The following is a 21,120-nucleotide window of genomic DNA, read 5'->3' as shown; positions in this document are numbered from 1 at the left end:
GCGCTAGAAGATAGGCCGATCAGGCCCGCAGCGCGTCATCCAGTTCGGCCAGCAGGCGGGACTTGGGGCGCGCTCCCACGATCTGGCGGATCGGCACGCCGTCGCGGAACAGCAGCATCGTCGGCAGCGACATGATCTGGAAGTCCCGTGCGGTGGCGGTGTTCTCGTCGGCGTTGATCTTCCACACCGTGAGGTCGTCGCGTTCGCGGTCGATCTCGTCGAGCACGGGGGAGAGCATGTGGCACGGCCCGCACCACTGTGCCCAGAACTCCACGAGCACGGTGCCCGTCCGCGTCTCGGCGGCGAACGTGGCGTCGGTCAGCTGCATCGGGTCTCCTCGGGTACGACACACGGGTCCTGGAAGGCGAGCCTGGCCAGCAGGAACTCCCGCACCACGCCGAGGCGGTCCAGGCAGGCGTCCACCTCGGCGAGCTTGCGCCGGTAGACCTCCCGCGAGTCGGGGCACGAGTCACCGGACTCGTGCCCCGCGCGCAGACAGGCGACGAACGGCCGGGTGTCCTCCAGGGACAGTCCGACCGCCTGCAGCGACTGGATCTCGCGCACCAGCCGCAGGTCGTGGTCGCCGTACTCGCGGTAGCCGTTGGTCGCGCGCCGCGCTTCCAGGAGCCCTTGGGACTCGTAGAAGCGCAGCGCACGCGTGGTGGTGCCGGCTCGCTTGGCCAGTTCGCCGATCCTCATGCCGCGAACGCTAGACCTTGACGCGCACGTCAAGGCAAACGTTCAGTCGGCGACGAGTCCGGTCGTCGACCACTGCCGCCGGATGAGCCAGCGGCCGGGTGCGATGCCGGTGCCGCCGTGCTCGGGGTGCAGCAGGTAGACGGGAGCCGTGTTCTCGACGACGGTCGCGTCGCGTTCCGGGCCCCATCGGCACGTTCCTGGGTCCGCGACGAGGACGTGCGGGTTGGCGCCGTTGAGCGCCGCGACGAGGTGCACGCCCTCGGGTGGTACGTCGTGGGTGGCCGCCGCGGAGGGTGGCTGGTCGAGCAGGTCGACCGGGATGACGATCAGGTCGCCCTGGGCCTGGAGGCCGGTGACGACGGGGACGGTGGCCTGGCGCTCGAGGTGGTCGAGCGTGTCGACGTTCGTGCGGTCGACGAGTTCTGCGAGGTTCATGTTTTTAGGTACGGCGTAGTAGTTTTGCGTACTGGTCTGCACGCAATCCGTAGGTTTGAGCTGTAGCTTCGAGCGGGTCGCGCACCCAGCGCCAGATGCGCAGTCCGTAGCGGCGGCGGGTGCCGTCGCGTTCTGGTGAGCCGTTCACGACGAGCAGCAGGTTGAGCTGGTCCCACAGGTCGTAGAGGCGCAGGTCGAAGCCGGGGTTGCCGGGGTCGGGCGCCGAGCCGAGCAACGGTGGCCGGGCCTGCTCGACGTAGGTCTCCCAGCCGAGGTTCTCGGCCGCGCAGAACCGCACCTCGATGCTGGGCTCGGTGAGGATGCGCACGACGTCGGGTTCCTCGATCGCCCAGCGCGGCACGGTCTGTCCGTGCCACGCGTAGGCATGGCTGCCGTCGGCGAACGTGATCGCCGGCCCGTTGTCGTTGTGCGGCAACGCGTTCGCGTCCACGTGCAGTGCCGTCGGGCGATCGGACATCACGCACCGGCCTTCACGCGGCCACCACCACCCGGCCGTGCGGGCGAGTGTCTCCCACGGGGCGAGCAGAGCGGGTTCGCTCCACGTGTCGGTCTCGGCCAGCCAGTCGGCGTCGTGCTGGCCCGCCCAGCCCACGCCGAGCGAGCCCGGCAGGGTGGAGTTGATGGCCGGGACGAGGCCTTCGCGGATGACAGGACGCAGTGCGCTCACGGCGCCCTGCCACTCGGACCGCCGGCGCAGCCGAAACCGCAGGTCCGAGATCTGCGCCGCGATCTGCGCCTCGACTGACTGCCAGTCGTCGTTGCGGACGGCCTTGCCTGCGGGCAACAGCGTTGCCGCTTCGGCGGGGGAGCGCACCCAGACGAACTCCGGCGGCGGCCTGCCGACGGACGCGTACAGCGTCGCCACGGCCTCTTCGGCCGCCGGGCGATCAGCGGGTGCGGTGCTCAGCGCGTGGGCGAGCCAGTCAACGCTTCGCGGGGAACTCTCTGCGGAGCGGGCCTCGAGCCCGCTCGGTGCGCTCACAGCGCGAGGGCGCGCACGCCCTTTCGAGTCGACATGCGGAAGATCGTGACACCAGGACGCCGCGTCGCGCAACCACGAAAAAATTCCCGCCACGGCCAGGTGTCCCACCCAGTGGCCGTCCCAGCGCGAGGCTCCCCGACGTGCCCAGAATGCGGATAAACGACGAGAGGGGAACCGGTGGGCACACGACTGCACCTGGCCGCCGCGCTCCACGCGACCGGCGAAGAAGCCTTCACCGCAACGCATTGGGCCGATCTCGTGCGCGAGGCCGAGCACGGCACGCTCGACTTCGTCACGTTCGGCGACTCGCTCGGCGGGCGGCCTGGGCTCGACGCGGTGCTCACGGCCGCCCGCGTCGCGCCGCTGACCACGCACGTCGGCCTGGTGCCGACGGCGGTCGTGACGCACACCGAGCCGTTCCACCTGTCCAAAGCGATCGCCACGCTCGACTACGTGAGTCGCGGACGGGCGGGCGTGCAGCTCACGGTCGCGCTGGATCCCGCTGACGCCAAGCACTTCGGGCGCCGCGCGGTCGGGCCGGAGCCCGAACTCTGGGACGAGGCACGCGACTACGCCGAGGTGCTGCGCCGGTTGTGGGACAGCTGGGAGGACGACGCGGAGATCCGCGACGAGGCCACCGGGCGGTTCGTCGACCGGGAGAAGCTGCACTACATCGACTTCGAGGGCAGGTGGTTCAGCGTGCGCGGGCCGTCGATCACGCCGCGGCCGCCACAGGGGCATCCGCTGATCGCGGCGTCCGAACCGTTGGGGGACATCGTGTTCGGCGACGATCCGTCGGTACCCGACAGGCTCGTGTTCCGAGATGCCGACGCGACCACGTCCGCCGAGCAGCTCGCCGCCTGGCACGCGGAGGGGTTCGCGGGGTTCCGGCTGCACGGCGACCTGCGCCGGATCACCCGCGAGCTGGTGCCGGAACTGCGCGCGCGCGGCCTGTTCCGCACGTCGTACGAGCACACGACCTTGCGTGACCGGCTCGGTCTCGCCCGGCCCGCCAACCAGTTCGTCTAGAGGAGTGCGGAGATGACCAAGCAGATCCACCTCGCCGCGCACTTCCCCGGCGTCAACAACACCACGGTGTGGAGCGATCCCCAGGCGGGCAGCCACATCGAGTTCGACTCGTTCGTCCACTTGGCACTGACGGCCGAACGGGCGAAGTTCGACTTCTTCTTCCTGGCCGAGGGGCTGCGGCTGCGCGAGCAGGGCGGGCAGATCTACGACCTCGACGTCGTCGGCCGCCCCGACACGTTCACGGTGCTCGCCGCGCTGGCCGCCGTCACGGACAGGCTCGGGCTGGCGGGCACGATCAACTCGACATTCAACGAGCCGTACGAGGTGGCGCGGCAGTTCGCGTCGCTGGACCACCTGTCGGACGGGCGCGCGGCCTGGAACGTCGTGACCTCGTGGGACGCGTTCACCGGCGAGAACTTCCGGCGCGGCGGGTTCTTGAAGCAGGAGGACCGCTACAGCCGCGCGGAGTCGTTCCTGCGCACGGCCTGGAAGCTCTTCGACACCGGTGTGGGGCCGTTCGAGCACACCGACGAGCACTTCGACATCAGCGGCACGTTCGGCGTTCCCCGCTCACCGCAGGGGCGTCCGGTGATCCTGCAGGCCGGGGATTCCGAGGAGGGCAGGGAGTTCGCCGCCGCGACCGCCGACGCGATCTTCTCGCGGCACGGCACGCTGGAGGCCGGCCAGAAGTTCTACCGCGACGTCAAGGACAGGCTGGCGAAGTACGGGCGCACGCACGACCAGCTGGTCGTGCTGCCCGCGGCCACGTTCGTCCTCGGCGACACGGACGCGGACGCGCAGGAGAAGGCCGCCGTGGTGCGGCGGCAGCAGGTCAGCGGGGCGACCGCGATCCGGTTCCTGGAACAGGTGTGGAACCGCGACCTCGGCGCGTACGACCCGGACGGGCCGCTGCCCGACGTCGAGCCGGTGATCGGCGAGAACACGATCGCCAAGGGACGGGCGAGCGTGCGGATGTTCAAGGACCCGGCGCAGACCGTGCGGGAGTGGCGGGAGAAGGCCGCGGCGAAGAACCTGTCGATCAGGGACCTCGTGATCGACGTGAGCGCGCGGCAGACGTTCGTCGGGTCGGCGGACAGCGTCGCCACGCAGATCAACGATCTGGTGCAGCAGGACGCGGCGGACGGGTTCATCCTCGTGCCGCACGTGACGCCGGGCGGGCTCGACGAGTTCGCGGACACCGTCGTGCCGTTGTTGCAGGAGCGCGGCGTTTTCCGGTCCGAGTACTCAGGTCCGACGCTGAGGGATCATCTCGGTATCCGATAGTTGTTCAGCCAGTGGACGTCCTTGCCCGGCCCGATGGCCGGTACATAACGTGAGCGTCGTTGAGTGAGTGCTCTCCTCAAGAGCGCAGGGAAGGGAGGACAGGATGACCGCCGACTTGATCCTGTCCTCCCGCTGTCGCACGAGCTGACTCTTCATCTCGCTCGTCTCACGTTCCTCGCCGCAGCAAGGACTCCCCATGACCTCTGGCACGCTGACGCCTCAGTCCACAAAGGACGATGATCTCTCCGCGTTACCGGTCGTCCCCGCCCGTCATCCGTGGCGCTGGGTCGGCGTCGCGTTCGTGCTGGTGCTCGCCGCGCAGTTCGTGCACGGGCTCGTCACGAACCCCGCGTGGGACTGGCCGACGTTCGCCCGGTACTTCACCGCCCAGTCGATCCTGACCGCCGTCGGCACGACCATCGTGCTGACGGTCGCCGGTACCGCGCTCGGGTTCGCCCTGGGCATCGTGGTCGCGGTGCTGCGGATGTCGAAGAGCCCGTTCCTGAGCGCGGTGGGCTGGACGTACATCTGGGCGTTCCGGTCGATCCCGTTGATCGTGCAGCTGCTGTTCTGGTTCAACATCTCCTATCTGTACCAACGACTTTCGCTCGGCATCCCGTTCGGGCCGGAGTACGTGAGCTTCGAGACGATCTCGCTGATCAGCCCGATGGGCGCGGCGATCCTCGGCCTCGCGCTGCACCAGGCGGCCTACGCGGCGGAGATCGTGCGGTCCGGCGTGATCTCCGTCGACCGGGGCCAGCTGGAGGCGGCGGCCGCGCTGGGCATCCCGCGCTTCCGGCAGTTCCGCAGAATCGTGCTGCCCCAGGCGATGCGCTCGATCCTGCCCAACGCCGCCAACGAGGTGATCAGCCTGTTCAAGGGCACGTCGGTCGTGTCCGTGATGGCGATCGGCGAGCTGTTCTACCAGGTGCAGGTCATCTACGGCCGCAACGCCCGCGTCGTCGCGCTGCTGATGGTCGCGACCGTCTGGTACATCATCCTGACCACCCTGCTCTCGATCGGCCAGCACTACGTCGAGCGCTACTTCGCGCGAGGAGACCGCCGGTGATCGAGGTTCTGGGCGTGCACAAGAGCTTCGGCACGCTGGAGGTGCTGCGCGGGGTCTCGCTCGACGTCGCGGCGGGCGAGGTCGTGGTGGTGCTCGGCCCGTCCGGCTCGGGCAAGTCGACGTTGCTGCGCACGATCAACCACCTGGAGAAGGTCGACCGCGGGTACATCACCATCGACGGCGACCTGATCGGCTACCGGCGCCGGGGCGGCAAGCTGCACGAGCTCAAGGAACGCGAGATCCTCAAGCAGCGCAAGGACATCGGATTCGTCTTCCAGAACTTCAACCTCTTCCCGCACCTGACCGCGCTGGAGAACGTCGCCGAGGTCGCGGAACTGGCGCAGGCGCGGCACTTCCTCGACCGGGTCGGACTCGCCGACAAGGCCGCCGCCTACCCGCGTCAACTCTCCGGCGGCCAGCAGCAACGCGTCGCGATCGCCCGCGCGTTGGCCACCCGCCCGAAGGTCGTGCTGTTCGACGAACCCACGTCCGCCCTCGACCCCGAACTCGTCGGCGAGGTGCTGGACGTGCTGCGCGACCTCGCCCGGTCCGGCACCACGATGGTCGTCGTCACGCACGAGATCGGCTTCGCCCGCGAGGTGGCCGACCGGATCGTGTTCATGGACGAGGGCGTGATCGTCGAAGAGGGGCCACCCGCCGAGGTGCTCGACCACCCCGTCCACGAGCGCACCCGCGCTTTCCTGTCCAAAGTTCTGTCTTAAGGAGTTCGTTGTGCGCAAAGTACTTCTCGCCGTGCTGGCGTTCGGTCTGGCCGCGTGTGGCACGGCCGGTGGTGAGGAGCCCGTCGAGGTCGCCGGCCTGAGCGTGAACCTCGGCCCCGACCAGAAGCGGGTCACGGCCACCAAGGACGACAAGATCGCCGCCAAGGTGCCGGAGAAGTTCAGAACCAAGGGGGAGCTCACGATCGGCGGTTCCGCCGGCACAGCGCCACCACTGCGGTTCTACGCCACCGACGACAAGACCGTGATCGGCGTGGAGACCGACATCGCTTCATTGGTGGCCGACACTCTGGGCTTGAAGGCCAAGCTCGAAGTGTCGTCCTGGGAGAACCTGTTCGTGGGCCTCGACAGCGGCGCCTACGACCTCGGGCTCTCGAACATCACGGTGACCGAGGCGCGCAAGGAGAAGTACGACTTCGCCACCTACCGCCTGGACACGCTCGCGTTCGAGGCGAAGAAGGGCGGCACCTGGAAGGTGCAGGAGCCCAAGGACGTGGCGGGCAAGGTGATCGCCGTGACGTCGGGGACCAACCAGGAGAAGATCCTCGTCGACTGGAGCACGAAGAACGTCGCGGCGGGCCTGAAAGCCACTGACATCAAGTACTTCCAGAACTCGTCGGACTACTACCTGGCCCTGCAGTCCGGTCGCATCGACGCCTACCTCGGGCCGAACCCCGTCTCCGCCTTCCACGCGGCGACCTCCGGTGACACCGAGGTGATCGGCAACTTCTCCGGCGGCGCCAGCGTCCAGGGCAAGATCGCCGCCACCACCAAGAAGGACAGCGGTCTCGTCGGCCCCGTGCAGGAGGCGCTGAACCAGCTGATCGCGAACGGCAAGTACGCCGAGGTGCTCAAGCGCTGGGGCCTGTCCGAGGAGGCCGTGCCGACGTCCGAGATCAATCCGCAGGGTCTGCCGAAGAGCTAGGAGGAGGCGTCATGAGGGTCAGCATCACCATCGACACCGAGGACGAGGACACCGCGCTGCGGCTGCTCGGCGCGTTGCGGGACTCCGGCCTGGCGCCCGAGGTCGAGACCACCGTCGAGGAGGTGGACGTGAGGATCCTGCCGGACACCCGGCAGGTCCTCGTGCACTCCGAACCGGTCGAGCTCACGCGGCTGGAGTTCGAACTGCTCCTGCACCTGTGCTCGCACACCGACCGCGTGCACCGGCGGCGCGAACTGCTGGCCACCGTGTGGGGTGTGAACGACGACTACAGCGGTGCGCGCACGGTCGACGTGCACGTGCGAAGGGTGCGGCAAAAGCTTGGCGACGCGGCGGACGTGATTCAGACTGTGCGCGGTGTCGGCTACCTGGTGGCGTCGAGCGCGCGATTCCGGGTGGAGGGGAAACCGAACGTGGTGAGGCTGGCGGACCGGCGCGCCGGATGAGTCAACCCCCGAACCACTATGCGGTACCCCTATCTTTCCGCTAGGGACCACAGTCTTTCCGGCGATTGCTCCAAACGGTGCTAACTTGGGAAAACCGGGAATTGGGCGAGTGCACCACGAAAACACTTCGTGAATCGCATTCAGAACATACAGCCTGGTCGGTCAAGAAGCACCACAGTAGGAGGAATACCTTGTTCGCTAAGTGGGGAACACTTGCGTACAAGCGCCGTTGGGTGGTGATGGTCGCCACTTTGGCGCTGACCGTGATGGGCGGCGTTTGGGGCCTCGGCGTTTTCGAGCGACTCAACGAAGGCGGCTTCGGCGATCCCACAAGTGAGTCGATCAGAGCCAACAAGCTCGTCGAGGAGACATTCGGCCGCCAGGGCGGCGACATCGTCATCATCTACACCGCGCCGACCGGCACGACAATCGATTCGCCCGACGTGCGCGAAAAGGCGGAACGGCAGCTCGCCGGACTGCCGACGGACAAGGTCAAGACGGTGGCGTCCTACTGGAGCCTGCCGCAGCCCAACCCGTTCGGCACGGCGGACAAGTCGAAGGCGCTGGTGGCGATCACGCTGCAGGCGCCCGACTCGAACACCCAGCTGAAGGACTACGCCGCGATCTCCGACCAGCTCCAGGTCGACGGCGTGTCGGCGTTGTTCGCGGGGCAGATCCCCGTGCAGAAGGCGATCGCCGAGATGTCCGGCAGCGACCTCGTGCGCGCCGAGACCGTCTCCATGCCCCTCGTGCTGCTCCTGCTGGTGATCGTGTTCGGCGGCCTCGTCGCGGCGTCGCTGCCGGTGATCGTCGGCATCCTGTCGATCATGGGCGCGCTCGCTCTGCTGCACGCGATCTCGCTGGGCACCGACGTGAACTCGTTCGCCATCAACGTGGCGACGCTGCTCGGGCTCGGCATGGCGATCGACTACGGCCTGTTCATCGTCGGCCGGTTCCGGGAGGAACTCGCCGCGGGCCGCACACCAGAGCAGGCCGTGCAGCGCACGGTCGGTTCGGCTGGTCGCACCGTCATCTTCTCCGCGACGTTGCTGGTGACCGCGCTGGCGGGCCTGCTGCTCTTCCCGCAGGCCTTCCTCAAGTCGCTCGGCTACGGCGGCATGTCCGCCGTGATCGTCGCCGCGGTCATCTCGCTGACGCTGCTGCCGGCGTTGCTCGGCATCCTCGGGCACCGCGTCGACAAGTTCTCGATGCCGTGGCGCAAGCGGATGGCTCGCAGCGAGCACGGGTCCGGCTGGGCCCGGCTCGGCACCAAGGTCATGAAGCGACCGGGGTTGTTCGCGATCCCGATCGTCGCGGTCCTGCTCGCGCTCGGCCTGCCGTTCCTGCACGCCAAGTTCGCCGAGGCCACCGAGAAGGTGCTCCCGGTGGGCAACGAATCGCGGGTCGCCGTCGAGACGTTGAACAAGGAATTCCCGGCGATCGCGAAGACCGGCATCGACATCACTCTCACCGGAGATCCCGGGCAGGAGGCCGTGCAGAGCTACGTCCAGCGGGTCGCCGACGTCCCCGGCGTCGACACCGCCGAAGTGGCCCTCGGCCCGAAGGACGGCCGCTGGCAGGTGGCCGCGACGCTCATCGGCGAACCGCTCAGCGACGAGTCCAAGCAGGCGGTGGCGGACGTGCGCGAGCTCGCCGGCCCGCAGGGCGCGGACCAGGTGCTGGTCGGTGGACCGACCGCGGTGAACGTCGACAGCCTCGACGCGATCAGCGACAAGCTGCCGTGGATGGCACTGCTGTTCTTCGCGGCGACGTTCATCCTGATGTTCCTCGCCTTCGGCTCGGTGCTGCTGCCGATCAAGGCGATCGTGATGAGCGCGCTGTCGCTCTCCGCCACGTTCGGCGTGCTGGTCTGGATCTTCCAGGACGGGCACCTCGCGTCGTTGTTCGGCGTGACACCGTCGCCGCTCGACTCGGGCATCGTCGTGCTGATGGTGGCGGTGATCCTCGGTCTGTCGACGGACTACGAGGTGTTCCTGCTCTCCCGGATGGTCGAGGCCAAGAGCAAGGGCGCGTCCAACGAGGAGGCGGTCGGCATCGGCCTGGCCAAGACCGGCCGGGTGATCACGGCGGCGGCGATCCTGCTGATCGTGGTCACGGGTGCGTTCGCGTTCTCGCAGGTGGCCATGATGCGGTTCGTCGGCGTCGGCATGATCCTGGCGCTCGCGCTGGACGCCACGATCGTCCGGATGCTCCTGGTGCCCGCGGTGCTCAAGCTCATGGGTGACGCGGCGTGGTGGGCCCCCGGCCCGTTGCGGCGCATCCAGGAGAAGCTGGCCATCCACGAGGGTGGCGACGTCGAGGATGACGACGACGACCACCCGGCGCCCCGGCAGTCCGTGCCGCAGCCCGTCGGCTGACGTTTCTCGATTGCACCCAGGGAGGTCCTGACACACCGTCAGGGCCTCCCTGGTGTGTTTTCGAGAAGAGCGCGCGAAATCGCGCGGAGTTTAGGTGAATCACCTTTTTCGGTGCGGTATGGACTTGAGGAAGTCAGCCCCCTGAATCTGCGTTAGGGGTCCCCTATATCCGACTCGGACCGGTGTGATCACGCGGTCCCTGGCCTTAGCGTTTCCGCTATGAAAGCAGTCGGCCCTGCGGTCGTCGCGAGCGACATTCGCAAGTCGTACGGCAGCCTGAGGGCCGTCGACGGCGTCTCGTTCAGCGTCGAACAAGGAGAGTTCTTCGGTCTTCTCGGCCCCAACGGCGCCGGGAAGAGCACCACCCTGGAGATCGTCGAGGGCTTGCGGAAGCCGGACTCCGGTTCCGTGAGGTTGCTCGGCGAGAGCCCGTGGCCCCGTAATCCCGCGCTGCTGAGCAAGATCGGCGTGCAGCTGCAGGCGTCCTCGTTCTTCGAGCGGCTGACGTCCAAGGAACAGCTCGAGACCTTCGGCGCGCTGTACGGCATCAGCAAGTCGAAGGCCGTGGACATGCTCGAACTCGTCGGCCTGACGGACAAGGCCGACGTGCAGGACACGAAGCTGTCCGGCGGGCAGCGGCAACGCCTGTCGATCGCCTGCGCGCTCGTGCACGACCCGCAGATCGTGTTCCTCGACGAACCGACGGCGGCGCTCGACCCCCAGGCCCGGCGCAACCTCTGGGACGTGCTGCGGGCCATCCAGCAACGCGGCAAGACGATCGTCTACACCACCCACCACCTCGACGAGGCCGAGATCCTGTGCGATCGGGTGGCGATCATCGACTCCGGCCGGATCATGACGATGGGCCCGCCCGCCCAGCTCGTGCGCGCGCTCTCCACGCAGACCCAGGTCATCATCGAACACGGCGTGGTGCCGGCGAGGCTGGCGAACACGTTGCCGGGCACCGAGTCCGTCGTGGACGACGGCGTGTCGCTCACCATCTCCACCTCCGACGCGGGCGTGACCATCAAGGCCCTGGGGGAGCTGGACGCCCTCAGCAACGTCCAGGTCCGCACGGCGACGCTGGAAGACGTCTTCCTGCACCTCACCGGTCGCGCGTACCGCGAATGACCGTCCACCCGACCGGCGTCGCCACGGTGTCCGAGCCCCCGACGTCGTCAGTCCTCCGAGCGGAGACAGCGACATGACCGCGTTTACCAGCCTGTCGCTCGCCATGTTCAAGGCTTCGATCCGGGACAAGGCAGCGCTGGCTCTCACCTTCTTCTTCCCCCTGATGTTCCTCGTCGTGTTCGCGGTGCTGTTCGGTGGGGGGATGGGCAGTTCGGTCAAGATCGCCGTGGTCGGCGACGGCCAGGTGGTGACCGCCCTGTCCCGAGCCGAGGGCGTCGACCTGGTGAGGTTCGACGAGTCGAGCAAGGCGATCGACCAGCTGCGCGACGGCGACTTCGGCGCGGTCGTCGTGGCGCAGGGCGACGGCGTCGACGTCCGCTACGCCAACGGGGACCGGCCGGAGACCGCTCCGGCGCTCGCCAAGGTCTCCGCGGCGGTGGCGAGTGCCAACGCCGATGTGGGCGGTGCGCCGCCCAAGTACTCGATGCAGCAGGAACCCATCGAGGCGGCTTACGCCCCGATCCAGTACCTCACACCCGGCATCCTGTCCTGGGGCGTGGCGTCCGCCGCCGTGTTCAGCTCCGCGCTGACCCTGGTGGCGTGGCGGCGCAAGCAGGTGCTGCGGCGCCTCCAGCTCGCTCCCGTCGGCCGCGTCTCGGTGCTCACGGCCAGGCTGGCGATCGCGACCGGGATCTCCTTGATGCAGGCCGTGTTGTTCGTCGCGGTGGCCTCGCTGCCGGTGTTCGGGCTCCAGCTGTCCAACGACTGGTGGCTCGCGATTCCGTTGCTGGTGCTGGGCACCTTCGCCTTCTTCTCCGTCGGGATGCTGACGGGTGCCGTCTGCCAGACCGAGGACTCGGTGTCCGGCGCGGCGAACCTCGTGGTGCTGCCGATGGCGTTGCTGGGAGGCAGCTTCTTCCCGGTGGACAAGGCACCGGAGTGGGTCAAGTTCATCACGAACCTGCTGCCGCTCAAGCACATGAACGAGGGCATGCTCGACGTCCTGGTGCGCGGGAAGGGCATCGACGCGCTGCTCGTGCCCGGTGCGGTCCTGATCGGGTTCACGATCGTGATCAGCGTGTTCGCCGCGGTCTTCTTCCGCTGGGAGGACGCGTGAGCGACCGCGGGCGGATCTTCGGTGGGAACCGGATGCCGTCCAGGGTCGTCGTGGGCATGACCGGCGCCACCGGGGCCGCGATCGGCATCCGGATCCTGGAGGCGCTGGGCGCGGTCGGGGTGGAGACGCACCTGGTGCTCAGCAAGTGGGCGCGCGCGACCATCGAGATGGAGACCGACTTCTCGGTCCGCCAGGTGCAGTCGCTGGCCGACCACGTCTACTCCTCGCACGACCAGGCGGCGGCCATCTCCAGCGGTTCGTTCCGCACGGACGGCATGATCGTGGCGCCGTGCAGCATGAAGACGTTGGCGGCCATCAGGATGGGCTACGGCGAAGGGCTGATCCCGCGCGCCGCGGACGTGACCCTGAAGGAACGCCGCCGGCTGGTGCTCGTGCCCAGGGAGACCCCGCTCAACGAGATCCACCTCGAGAACATGCTGGCACTGACCAGGATGGGCGCGGTGATGGTCCCGCCCATGCCCGCCTTCTACAACGCCCCCACCGGGATGGGTGACGTGGTCAACCACGTCACCAGCCGGGTGCTCGACCTGTTCGACGTCTACAACGACCTGACGACGCGCTGGGACGGCGGCAGAGAGGCGCGCCGGGAGCGGAAGGAGCACAGCGATGAAGCACTTCACTGATCTGCGCAGCTACCTGAACGCGTTGGAGGACATCGGCGACCTCGTGACGATCTCCCGCGAGGTCGACGGAGACATGGAGACCGCCGCGATCACCAGACGCAGCTACGAGGTGCGGGCGCGGGCACCGCTGTTCGTCAACATCAGGGGAGCCCGCGAGGGCCAGCGGATCCTCGGCGCTCCCGCGGCCATGTCGTCGCGCAAGGACCTGCCGTTCGCCAGGATCGCGCTGTCGCTCGGCCTGCCCGCCGACAGCACGGGCTACCAGATCGTCGACGCGCTGGCCGACGCGGCCGTCCGCGAGCCGATCGCGCCGGTGATCGTTCCCAAGGGGCCCTGCCAGGACAACGTCCTGATGGGGCCGGCGGCCACTCTGGACAGCTTCCCGATTCCGATCGTGCACATGCAGGACGGCGGCCGGTACGCGAACACGTGGGGAGTGCTGATCGTCCGCACCCCCGACGGGTCGTGGACGAACTGGTCCATCGCGCGCGTCATGAAGATCGACGGCAAGCGGATGACGGCACTCGTGCCGAACGGCCAGCACATCGGGCAGATCTGGAACCAGTGGGCGGCCATCGGCAAGCCGATGCCCTACGCGCTGGTGCAGGGCGCTGAGCCCGGCATCCCTTACGTGGCGGGCATGCCGCTGCCAGACTCGGCCCACGAGGCCTACTTCCTGGGTGCCCTGGTCGGCGAGCCCATCGAACTCGTGCAGGCGCTGACCGTCGACCTGCAGGTGCCCGCCACGGCCGAGGTCGTGATCGAGGGGCACGTGTCCACCGAGCGCGACGCGCTGGAAGGACCGTTCGGCGAGGCGGCCGGCTACCAGCCGGTCGGATCGTCGCCGCAGCCGACGTTCCACGTTTACACGATCACCCATCGCGACGACCCGATCTGGCCGCTGGTGGCGGAAGGCCGCCCGCCGGACGAGTACCACACGGTCACCTGCGTCGGTGCCGCCAGCCAGTGCCTCGTGCGCCTGCGCGCGGCGGGGTTGCCGGTCAGCCGCGCGTGGGCACCGATGGAGGCCGCGGGCATGTGGCTCGTGGTGACCGTGCCGCCGAACTGGCGTGATCTGGTGGAACCCGGCACGACCAGCGAGCAGCTGGCGACGTGGGTCGGGCAGACGTTGTTCTACGACAAGGCAGGGCTGTACTTCCCGCAGATCTACCTGCTCGACGACGACATCGACGCGACCAACCTCGCCGAGCTCACGTGGGCGATCGCGACCCGCGTCCACCCGGTGGACGGGCGGGTGCACCTGGACAGCGCGGTGCTGCCGCTCTTCGTCAGCCACACCTCGGAGGAGCACGAGCGCGGGTGGGGTCCTCGGACCGTGCTGGACGGGCTGTTGCCGCCTATCGGGGAACGGTTGGGGCATACGTCGTTCGCGGCTTCGTATCCGCGGGAGCTGCAGCAGCGGGTTGTGGAGAACTGGATCTGAGGTTGGTCACCAGTGCGGTGGTTGCGTTGGGATGCAAAGAATTGAGACGAGCTTTGGTTTCGTCATCGCCGCTGGCGCGTCGATAAGGATTGGGGCTTGACTTCGGGGCCCTTGCGAGGCGCTTCACGGACCGGAAAGGGCCGGGCTGAAAAGCGCCCGGCCGAGCCACTAGTGGTAGCACCTCGCACCCAAAGTCAAGCCCCAATCCCGTTGCAGCGTGGCTGGGTTTGTGCTGGTACGTCACCTCACCCGCTGCACGTGTGGCCTAAGAAGGACGCCTCGCCTTCGGCATTGCCGTTGGCGGGCGGTGTGTTGAGCCAAGAGCTCAGGCGCCTCGCCTTCGGCATTGCCGTTGGGTCTTGGCCGGGCGCTCGGCTGCGCCATCGCGATGCTTGCGCTCGGTCGGGCTCGCCTTCGGCTTCGCGTGTCCTAAAGCCATCCTTGACATGGTCTTGCCTTGGGCCATCTTGCCCTGGGGCATTTTCCTGCGCACCACATCTGTTCGACGAGAGGTGTGTCCTATCGGGACACGCCTCTTCGTCGTTCAGGCGGTGGCGGGTGGCGGGGCGGCGAGGTCCTCGGTCCAGTCCGCGGTCCGTTGCCACCGCACTTCGTTCGGCTGCCCGAACGCGTCTGAGCCCCCGCGATCAGCTGATCGCGGGGGCTCAGACTTTGGGGAGGGAAAGTGGCTAGTGGTCGGGGAGTTCGAGCGGGGCGAGCTCGGCGAACACGTCACCGGGGCCGGGGTTGCCCCGGTGGGTGCGGCCGCCGAGGTGGTGCAGCACGCCCCAGACCGCGTTCAACGCCGTGGTGACCGCGCCCTCGGCGAAGCCGCCGCACCACGAGATGTCGTCGCCTGCCAGGAAGAGACCGCGCTGGGCGTCCGTCAGGCCGTCCTGCATGAAGTGCGTGTAGAGCCGGCGCTGGTAGCGGTACTGTCCCGGCAGGTTCGCCTTGAACGCGCCCATGAAGTGCGGTTCGGTCTCCCACGTGATGGTCACCGGGTCGCCGATGATGTGCTTGCGCACTTCCACGCCGGGGTAGATCTCGGCCAGCGAGCCGAGGACGACCTCCAGGCGTTCCTCCAGCGTGAGGGTCGCGAGTTTGAGCGAGTCGTCGTTCCAGGTGTAGGACAGGCACATCACGCCGGGCTTGTCCGGGCCGTCGTCGAACAGGTAGACGCCGCGCGGCATGCGGTCGGTGAGCGTCATGCTCATGACGTGCCTGCCGGTGCCGGGGTCGATGTCGAGCCAGAACGGCCGGTCCGTCACCACGAACAGCTTCGAGCTGCCCATGTAGTGGGTGCGTTCGACCGCGGTCCACAACGGCTGGGGCAGCAGGGATTCGTCGGTCTTGACCTTCGACAGCAGTGCCCAGCTCTGCGCGGTGAACACCGCGGCGGGGAACGTCCGGATGCCGTGCTCGGCGTCCTCGACCGTGATGCCGTGCGCGGTGCGGCGCATCCACTTGGCCGCCGGCTTCGGCACGCCACCGCGGTGCAGCGAGGCGAGCGTCGTGCCCTCCGGCCAGTGGTCGAGGCGTTCCGGCGCGTGCGACCACAGCCTCGTCGGAAGCTGTTGGCTGCCACCGATGATGCGGTGCTGGTCGACGTCGGCGCCGTTGTAGACGACGCGCAGGATCTCCAGCATCGAGTTGGGGAAGTCGGTGTCCCAGCCGCCGGTGCCGAAGCCGACCTGGCCGAAGATCTCGCGGTGCTCGAACGAGGCGAACGCGGGAGAGCCTGCCAGGAATCCGTAGAACGAGACGTCGTCGAGGCGGGGCACCAGGCGGTTCCAGATCGCCTTGATGGCCGCCACGTCACGGCTGCGCACCGCGTCCGTCATCGCGGAGAGCTCCGCGGTCTCGTGCAGCGCCTTCTCCCACGCGTCCGCGACCTGCTGGTAGATCACCGGCAGGTCGGTCATGGTGTGCGCGAAGTGGCTGACCCCCTTGAGGTCCACCACGGTGCTGGGGGTCTCCTCCGACAACGGGTTGGGGAACGGCGAGGTGCGCAGCCCGACCTTGTCGATGTAGTGGAACAAAGTCGTCGCGGCCAGCGGAAACCGCATGGCACCCATCTCGGCGACCGACTCCGGGTGCTCGCGGAACGGCACCGAACGCATCCGGCCGCCGAGCTGCTCCGCCTCGTAGAGAACCGGGCGCAGGCCGAGCTTCATCAGCTCGTACGCCGCCACCAGGCCCGCGATGCCACCGCCGATCACGGCGACCTCGGTGCCGTGGGCCGAGGCCGGCACGGCACCGAGACCCGCGGGATGGTTGAGCCAGTCGTCGTAGGCGAACGGGAAGTCCGGGCCGAACATCGTGACCGGCGATCGCAGGCCGTGCGGAACGGCGTCGGACGGGAAGCCTTGGTCCATGTGCGCTACCCCCGGGTGACGGTGGTGACCTGTTCAGGCAGGGTCGGTGGAAAGGGAGCCGTAGAGGTCCGGCCGTCGGTCGGCGACGTAGTCGTTGACCTGCTTGGCCTTCCAGATCCGCATGGGGTCGAGGTCGGCCAGCACCAGCTGTTCGCCGTGCACTTCGTCGTGCAGCGCGAATCCGGACGGCCCGACCACGCGGGTGAGGCCGCAGTAGTCGAGCTCGCGTTCGGAGCCCGACCAGTTGACGTAGGCGAGGTAGATCTGGTTCTCCAGCGCGCGGGCGTGCACGAGCGTCTGCGCGACGATCTCCCACGGCTTCATCAGCGCGGTCGGCACGACCAGCAGTTCGGTGCCCGCGAGCGCGTGCGCCCGCACGGTCTCGGGGAACTCGACGTCGTAGCAGATCAGCATGCCGACGGTCAGCCCGTCGAGCTGCGCCTGCACGACGGGCGTCTGGCCGGGCTCGAAGATCGCCCGGTCGATGTCGCCGAACAGGTGGGTCTTGCGATAGGTCGCGAGCGTCTCACCCGTTTTTTCGACCATGCGAACGGAGTTGTACACGTTGCCGTCGGCCAGTTCCGGCCAGCCGAAGACGATGGCGATGCCCTCCTCGGCGGCGATCTCCGCCACCTCGGTGCACATCGCGCCGTCACCCGGCTCGGCGAGCTGGCGGAGTCTGCGCGGACCCAGGTGGTACCCGGTCAGCGACACCTCCGCCGTTATCAGCAGTCGGGCACCCGCTTCGGCGGCGTTGCGTGCTGCGGCCCGCAATCGTGTCCTCGGGGCCTCACCACCCGCGACGGTTTGCCAGCAAGCGATCCTCATGTGCTTCGGCCCCTAGTTGACGGTGGGTTGGCAATGACGGGATGTGAGATCCAACGCGACAACGCTAGGCAGCGCCGTTGTGGGGCAACAACCCGGCGAAACCCCCTGCCCGACCCCTGTCCGCGCTGGGGTGACCCCTGCCGCGCGGAGAGTGGTGCCGGTGCGCTGACGCGGCCGGCAGGCGTGCGTTCGTCAGATGAACTTTGTGGCGTTGTTTGTGAAGTATTTATTAAGGACGGGTTGGGTTACGTGTCTGCCCACATCCGTGTTAAATCGACGTCAGTTGTCATCGATGTTCATTGTTCGCGTTTGGGCTACGGACGGTCTGTGCTGCGGTTTCATGCCTGTTGGTGCCCTGCGAAAAGCGGAGTTATCGCGGCTGTGGGCGGTTCTATCGCATTGCTATCAAGGCTCTAATTTCGGGGCTCTGGCATCTCATTTGAGGCCTCACTAGGGGATGTACTAAGGGCTCTCGGGGTCTGATTTCCGCAGCGCCGGAATGCCCTGGTGTCACACCCTCTCGGTTTGAGCTCGTCGCTGTCGGTTCTCAGCGCGCTCGTCCGCAGGGCCGGGGGGACAACACCGCGAGAGGAACGTGGTCACAGATGTTGGTCGAGCGAGCACGCGAACTGGCCACCCTCCTGCACGTGCTGGAGGACTGCCGGCAGGGCCGGTCGGCGGTGGCCATGATCACCGGGGCCAGGGCCACCGGGAAGACCGCGCTGCTGCACGCGTTCGGCGAGGAGGTCCAGCGCTCGGAGGCACTCCTGCTCAGCGCTTCCTGCACGCCGGGGGAGCGCTCGTCACCGCTGGGAGTGTTCAGCCAGCTGCAGCGCAACGTGCCGGAGGAGTTCCGCCCGGCTCGCTCCGCCGACGACCTGGCTCCGCTGCTCGAGGAGGACACGAGGCGCGGGCACCTGCTGCGCGAGGCGAGCACGGCGCTGCTCGCCATCGCGGAGACCCGGCCCGTCGTGATCGTCGTGGACGACGTGCAGTACGCGGACGAGCAGTCCAAGGAGGCCCTGCTGCACGTGCTGGGCAGGCTGCGGTCGACGCGCGTCGCCGTCGTCTTCACCCAGGGCGTCGGAGCGCGGGAGCCCCGTTCGCTGTTCCACACCGAGTTCCTCCGCCACCCGCACCGCCACAGCGTCTGGGTGAGCCTGTTGTCTCCCAACGGTGTGGCGGAGGTCGTGGCCGCCGAACTGGGTTCACGGACCGCGGACGAGTTCGGTGCGCGCTACCACGAGATGACCGGTGGCAATCCGTTGCTGCTCCGCGCGTTGCTGGAAGACCAGCACCGCACGCCGTTCGACGGTGCTCCGGTGGCGGGCGAGGGGTTCGCCGAAGCCGTGATGAGCTGCCTGCACCGAGGTGACCCGGCGATCCGCGAGGTCGCGCACGCCGTCGCCGTGCTGGACGCGCACTCCGACCACACCGGCCTGCTGGCCCGCCTGCTGGGCGCCGGCCAGAAGACCGCGGCCAAGGACGTCGAGACCCTCGCGGACATGGGTCTGGTGCAGGGCAACGACTACCGCGACCCGGCGATCCGCGAGGCGGTGCTCGAGGACGTGCCGAACCTCCCCGAGCTGCACCAGCGTGCCGCGTCGCTGCTCGCGCAGGACGGCGCGGACCGCCGCGTCGTCGCCGCGCACCTCGTCTCGTCCGGCACGTCCTGCCCGGCGTGGGCGCTGCCGCTGCTGCGCGAGGCCGCCGACGTGGCCATCCTCGACGACCAGCTCGAGGAAGCCGTCGAGTACCTGGAGTTCGCGCTGCGCGAGCACGCGGACGAGGCACCCGTCGAGCTCGTGATGATGCTGGTGCGCCTCAAGGAACGCCTGGCGCCCGCGTCCGTGCTGCAGCACGTGCCCGAGCTGGGACGTGCCATGCGCGAGGGCAGGCTGCTGGGCCACGGGCTGTCGTGGTTCGTGCGCCTGCTGGTCGTGCACGGCCGGGTCGACGACGTGGCGGAGGGCCTGGCGAAGCTGGTGTCCCGTTCGCGGGAACTCGACGACCACGACAGGGCCGAGGTCGCCATCGCCCGCATGTGGGCCGCAGGGGCGTACCCGGATCTCGTCGCCGACCTGCCGCAGATCGCGCTCGAGCCCGTCGGGGTCGACGTGCGGACGGGCATGCGGGTCGACGCCGCCGCGGCGCTGACGCAGGTCGTCGACGGCCGGCTCGACGAGAACCTGATCATGACGGCGGAACGCGTCCTGCAGAGCGCCAACCTCGCGGAGGAGCCGTCCGACGAGATCAGCTCCGCGCTGCACGTGTTGCTGTACCTGGAGAAGCTCGACAGCGTGAAGACCTGGTGCGACCGCCTGGCCGCGCGCGGGCGGCACTCGTCGCCCGGCTGGCACGGCGTGCCGGCGATGGTGCGCGCCGAAGTGGCGTTCCGCACCGGAGACCTGGGCACCGCGCGGGACCACGCGCAGGAGGCGCTGGACGAGGTCGACCCGAGGATCTGGGGCGCGACCATCGGCATGGCACTGGGCACGTTGATCCTCGCCACCACCGCGATGGGCCGCTACGACGAGGCCGCCGCCGCGATGCGCCAGCGCGTCCCCCAGCACGCCTACCGGGGCAGGGACGGCCTGCACTACCTCTACGCGCGAGGCCACTACCACCTGGCGACCGACCAGCTGCACGCCGCGCTGGGCGACTTCCTGACCTGTGGCGAGCTGATGGTGAAGTGGAAGATCGACTCGCCGGGCATCGTGCCGTGGCGCGCCGGTGCCGCCGAGGTCTACACCCAGCTCGGAAACCACGCCAAGGCGAGGGAACTGGCGGACCAGCAGCTGGCACTGCCGGTCCTTCCCCGATCCCTGTCCCGAGGCATGGCCATGCGGGTCAAGGCCGCCACCGCGGACCTCAGGCACCGTTCCCAGCTGCTGTACGGCGCGTTGGAAGAGGTGCAGGCCGCCGGGGCCCAGCTGGAGGTCGCACGGGTGCTGGCCGACCTCTCGCGGATGTACCACGAGCTCGGCCAGCCCGACCGCGCCCGCATCACGGCCCGCCGCGCGTGGCGCCTCGCCAAGGACTGCCAGGCCGAAACCCTGTGCGCGCAGCTCATCCCCGACAACGAGACCCGTGCGGAGACGTCGCCGGGGGAGGCCAGGGCGGAGGCTCGCTGGGGGGCGCTCTCCGACGCGGAACGGCGGGTGGCGGGGCTCGCGGCGCTCGGGCACACCAACCGGGAGATCGCCACGAAGCTGTTCGTGACCGTGTCCACGGTGGAGCAGCACCTCACCAAGGTGTACCGCAAGTTGAACATCACGCAGCGCCGGGACCTGCCCGCGGATCTGTGGAACGTGGTGGCGCTGGGCGCCTGAGCCCGGACCGCGCGGGGGAGTCCCCCCGCGCGGTCCTGTCCGCCCCGCGTCCGTCCCCGAGCTTCCTCCACGCGAGGGAGCTCTTGCCATGTCTGCACGACTTCATAGAAGGCCGCGAACGCAAGGGTTCCCTAGGGGCCGGGTAGGGGTGTTTGCACCCTGGCCACCGGGAAACGATGCGTACGGTCGCGCATTTTCTGCCATCGGATTGTGGAGCGTC

General features: G+C 68.5%; 18 protein-coding genes. 12 read left to right on the top strand and 6 right to left on the bottom strand.

What is annotated here, in order from left to right:
* Positions 1-19 precede the first annotated feature (19 nt).
* From trxA to JNUCC0626_RS14890, 4 genes are read right to left on the bottom strand one after another with little or no spacing between them, the layout of a single operon-like run.
* On the bottom strand, positions 20-328 hold the full coding sequence (gene trxA / locus JNUCC0626_RS14905) for a thioredoxin (protein ID WP_394620338.1): 309 nt from the start codon (positions 326-328) through the stop codon (positions 20-22).
* Complete coding sequence (locus JNUCC0626_RS14900) at positions 319-699, bottom strand: MerR family transcriptional regulator (RefSeq protein ID WP_394620337.1); 381 nt, start codon at positions 697-699, stop codon at positions 319-321. Before JNUCC0626_RS14900 ends, trxA begins: the two co-directional genes overlap by 10 nt.
* Before the next feature lie 42 nt (positions 700-741).
* On the bottom strand, positions 742-1,134 hold the full coding sequence (locus tag JNUCC0626_RS14895; protein WP_394620336.1) for a hypothetical protein: 393 nt from the start codon (positions 1,132-1,134) through the stop codon (positions 742-744).
* 4 nt (positions 1,135-1,138) lie between these two features.
* Positions 1,139-2,137 carry a DUF6745 domain-containing protein gene (locus JNUCC0626_RS14890; protein ID WP_394620335.1) on the bottom strand — a complete coding sequence of 333 codons (999 nt, stop codon included), beginning with the start codon at positions 2,135-2,137 and terminating at the stop codon, positions 1,139-1,141.
* Positions 2,138-2,314: 177 nt separating this feature from the next.
* On the opposite strand from JNUCC0626_RS14890, the gene JNUCC0626_RS14885 reads away from it, so the two are divergent.
* From JNUCC0626_RS14885 to JNUCC0626_RS14835, 11 genes are all read left to right on the top strand, one after another.
* Positions 2,315-3,166: an LLM class flavin-dependent oxidoreductase gene (locus JNUCC0626_RS14885; protein WP_394620334.1), complete on the top strand. Its 852-nt coding sequence runs from the start codon at positions 2,315-2,317 to the stop codon at positions 3,164-3,166.
* A 12-nt stretch (positions 3,167-3,178) separates the two neighbouring features.
* Positions 3,179-4,450 (top strand): LLM class flavin-dependent oxidoreductase, encoded by a 1,272-nt coding sequence (locus JNUCC0626_RS14880; RefSeq protein ID WP_394620333.1) that lies wholly within the window; start codon positions 3,179-3,181, stop codon positions 4,448-4,450.
* A 196-nt stretch (positions 4,451-4,646) separates the two neighbouring features.
* A complete protein-coding gene (locus JNUCC0626_RS14875; RefSeq protein WP_394620332.1) occupies positions 4,647-5,519 on the top strand; it encodes an amino acid ABC transporter permease in 873 nt (290 codons plus the stop codon).
* A complete protein-coding gene (locus JNUCC0626_RS14870) occupies positions 5,516-6,241 on the top strand; it encodes an amino acid ABC transporter ATP-binding protein (protein ID WP_394620331.1) in 726 nt (241 codons plus the stop codon). The genes JNUCC0626_RS14875 and JNUCC0626_RS14870 overlap by 4 nt, the downstream gene beginning before the upstream one ends.
* A gap of 10 nt (positions 6,242-6,251) precedes the next feature.
* Complete coding sequence (locus JNUCC0626_RS14865) at positions 6,252-7,184, top strand: ABC transporter substrate-binding protein (RefSeq protein WP_394620330.1); 933 nt, start codon at positions 6,252-6,254, stop codon at positions 7,182-7,184.
* A gap of 11 nt (positions 7,185-7,195) precedes the next feature.
* Entirely contained in the window at positions 7,196-7,648 is a 453-nt protein-coding gene (locus JNUCC0626_RS14860; RefSeq protein WP_394620329.1) for a winged helix-turn-helix domain-containing protein, read from the top strand.
* A gap of 191 nt (positions 7,649-7,839) precedes the next feature.
* Entirely contained in the window at positions 7,840-10,026 is a 2,187-nt protein-coding gene (locus JNUCC0626_RS14855) for an MMPL family transporter (RefSeq protein ID WP_394620328.1), read from the top strand.
* Between the two features lie 219 nt (positions 10,027-10,245).
* Positions 10,246-11,157, top strand: coding sequence for an ABC transporter ATP-binding protein (locus JNUCC0626_RS14850; protein WP_394620327.1), 912 nt, complete (start codon positions 10,246-10,248; stop codon positions 11,155-11,157).
* Between the two features lie 73 nt (positions 11,158-11,230).
* A complete protein-coding gene (locus JNUCC0626_RS14845; RefSeq protein WP_394620326.1) occupies positions 11,231-12,274 on the top strand; it encodes an ABC transporter permease in 1,044 nt (347 codons plus the stop codon).
* Complete coding sequence (locus JNUCC0626_RS14840) at positions 12,271-12,918, top strand: UbiX family flavin prenyltransferase (protein WP_394620325.1); 648 nt, start codon at positions 12,271-12,273, stop codon at positions 12,916-12,918. The genes JNUCC0626_RS14845 and JNUCC0626_RS14840 overlap by 4 nt, the downstream gene beginning before the upstream one ends.
* The gene (locus tag JNUCC0626_RS14835) at positions 12,902-14,362 is read left to right on the top strand and encodes a UbiD family decarboxylase (RefSeq protein ID WP_394620324.1); all 1,461 of its coding nucleotides are present in this window, start codon (positions 12,902-12,904) and stop codon (positions 14,360-14,362) included. Before JNUCC0626_RS14840 ends, JNUCC0626_RS14835 begins: the two co-directional genes overlap by 17 nt.
* Before the next feature lie 689 nt (positions 14,363-15,051).
* Here the strand turns inward: JNUCC0626_RS14835 and JNUCC0626_RS14830 are convergent.
* Together JNUCC0626_RS14830 and JNUCC0626_RS14825 are read right to left on the bottom strand one after the other, a co-directional pair.
* A complete protein-coding gene (locus tag JNUCC0626_RS14830) occupies positions 15,052-16,740 on the bottom strand; it encodes a flavin monoamine oxidase family protein (RefSeq protein WP_394620323.1) in 1,689 nt (562 codons plus the stop codon).
* 33 nt (positions 16,741-16,773) lie between these two features.
* Positions 16,774-17,514 (bottom strand): carbon-nitrogen hydrolase family protein, encoded by a 741-nt coding sequence (locus JNUCC0626_RS14825; RefSeq protein ID WP_394620322.1) that lies wholly within the window; start codon positions 17,512-17,514, stop codon positions 16,774-16,776.
* A 659-nt stretch (positions 17,515-18,173) separates the two neighbouring features.
* Between JNUCC0626_RS14825 and JNUCC0626_RS14820 the strand changes: the two genes are divergently transcribed.
* Positions 18,174-20,900, top strand: a complete 2,727-nt coding sequence (locus tag JNUCC0626_RS14820) for a helix-turn-helix transcriptional regulator (RefSeq protein ID WP_394620321.1) — start codon at positions 18,174-18,176, stop codon at positions 20,898-20,900.
* The last annotated feature ends 220 nt before the right edge of the window (positions 20,901-21,120 follow it).

It is taken from the genome of Lentzea sp. JNUCC 0626 (assembly GCF_043632865.1).
GTDB lineage: Bacteria > Actinomycetota > Actinomycetes > Mycobacteriales > Pseudonocardiaceae > Lentzea.
Note: the sequence above shows the minus strand (reverse complement) of the source record. Positions and strands in the feature narration are given on the sequence as shown.

What these genes read in the sequence shown, in the direction of transcription:
- trxA (WP_394620338.1), bottom strand. Translation starts at nt 328, where the DNA reads ATGCAGCTGACCGACGCCACGTTCGCCGCCGAGACGCGGACGGGCACC.
- JNUCC0626_RS14900 (WP_394620337.1), bottom strand. Translation starts at nt 699, where the DNA reads ATGAGGATCGGCGAACTGGCCAAGCGAGCCGGCACCACCACGCGTGCG.
- JNUCC0626_RS14820 (WP_394620321.1), top strand. Translation starts at nt 18,174, where the DNA reads ATGTTGGTCGAGCGAGCACGCGAACTGGCCACCCTCCTGCACGTGCTG.
- JNUCC0626_RS14895 (WP_394620336.1), bottom strand. Translation starts at nt 1,134, where the DNA reads ATGAACCTCGCAGAACTCGTCGACCGCACGAACGTCGACACGCTCGAC.
- JNUCC0626_RS14860 (WP_394620329.1), top strand. Translation starts at nt 7,196, where the DNA reads ATGAGGGTCAGCATCACCATCGACACCGAGGACGAGGACACCGCGCTG.
- JNUCC0626_RS14835 (WP_394620324.1), top strand. Translation starts at nt 12,902, where the DNA reads ATGAAGCACTTCACTGATCTGCGCAGCTACCTGAACGCGTTGGAGGAC.
- JNUCC0626_RS14830 (WP_394620323.1), bottom strand. Translation starts at nt 16,740, where the DNA reads ATGGACCAAGGCTTCCCGTCCGACGCCGTTCCGCACGGCCTGCGATCG.
- JNUCC0626_RS14880 (WP_394620333.1), top strand. Translation starts at nt 3,179, where the DNA reads ATGACCAAGCAGATCCACCTCGCCGCGCACTTCCCCGGCGTCAACAAC.
- JNUCC0626_RS14850 (WP_394620327.1), top strand. Translation starts at nt 10,246, where the DNA reads ATGAAAGCAGTCGGCCCTGCGGTCGTCGCGAGCGACATTCGCAAGTCG.
- JNUCC0626_RS14875 (WP_394620332.1), top strand. Translation starts at nt 4,647, where the DNA reads ATGACCTCTGGCACGCTGACGCCTCAGTCCACAAAGGACGATGATCTC.
- JNUCC0626_RS14845 (WP_394620326.1), top strand. Translation starts at nt 11,231, where the DNA reads ATGACCGCGTTTACCAGCCTGTCGCTCGCCATGTTCAAGGCTTCGATC.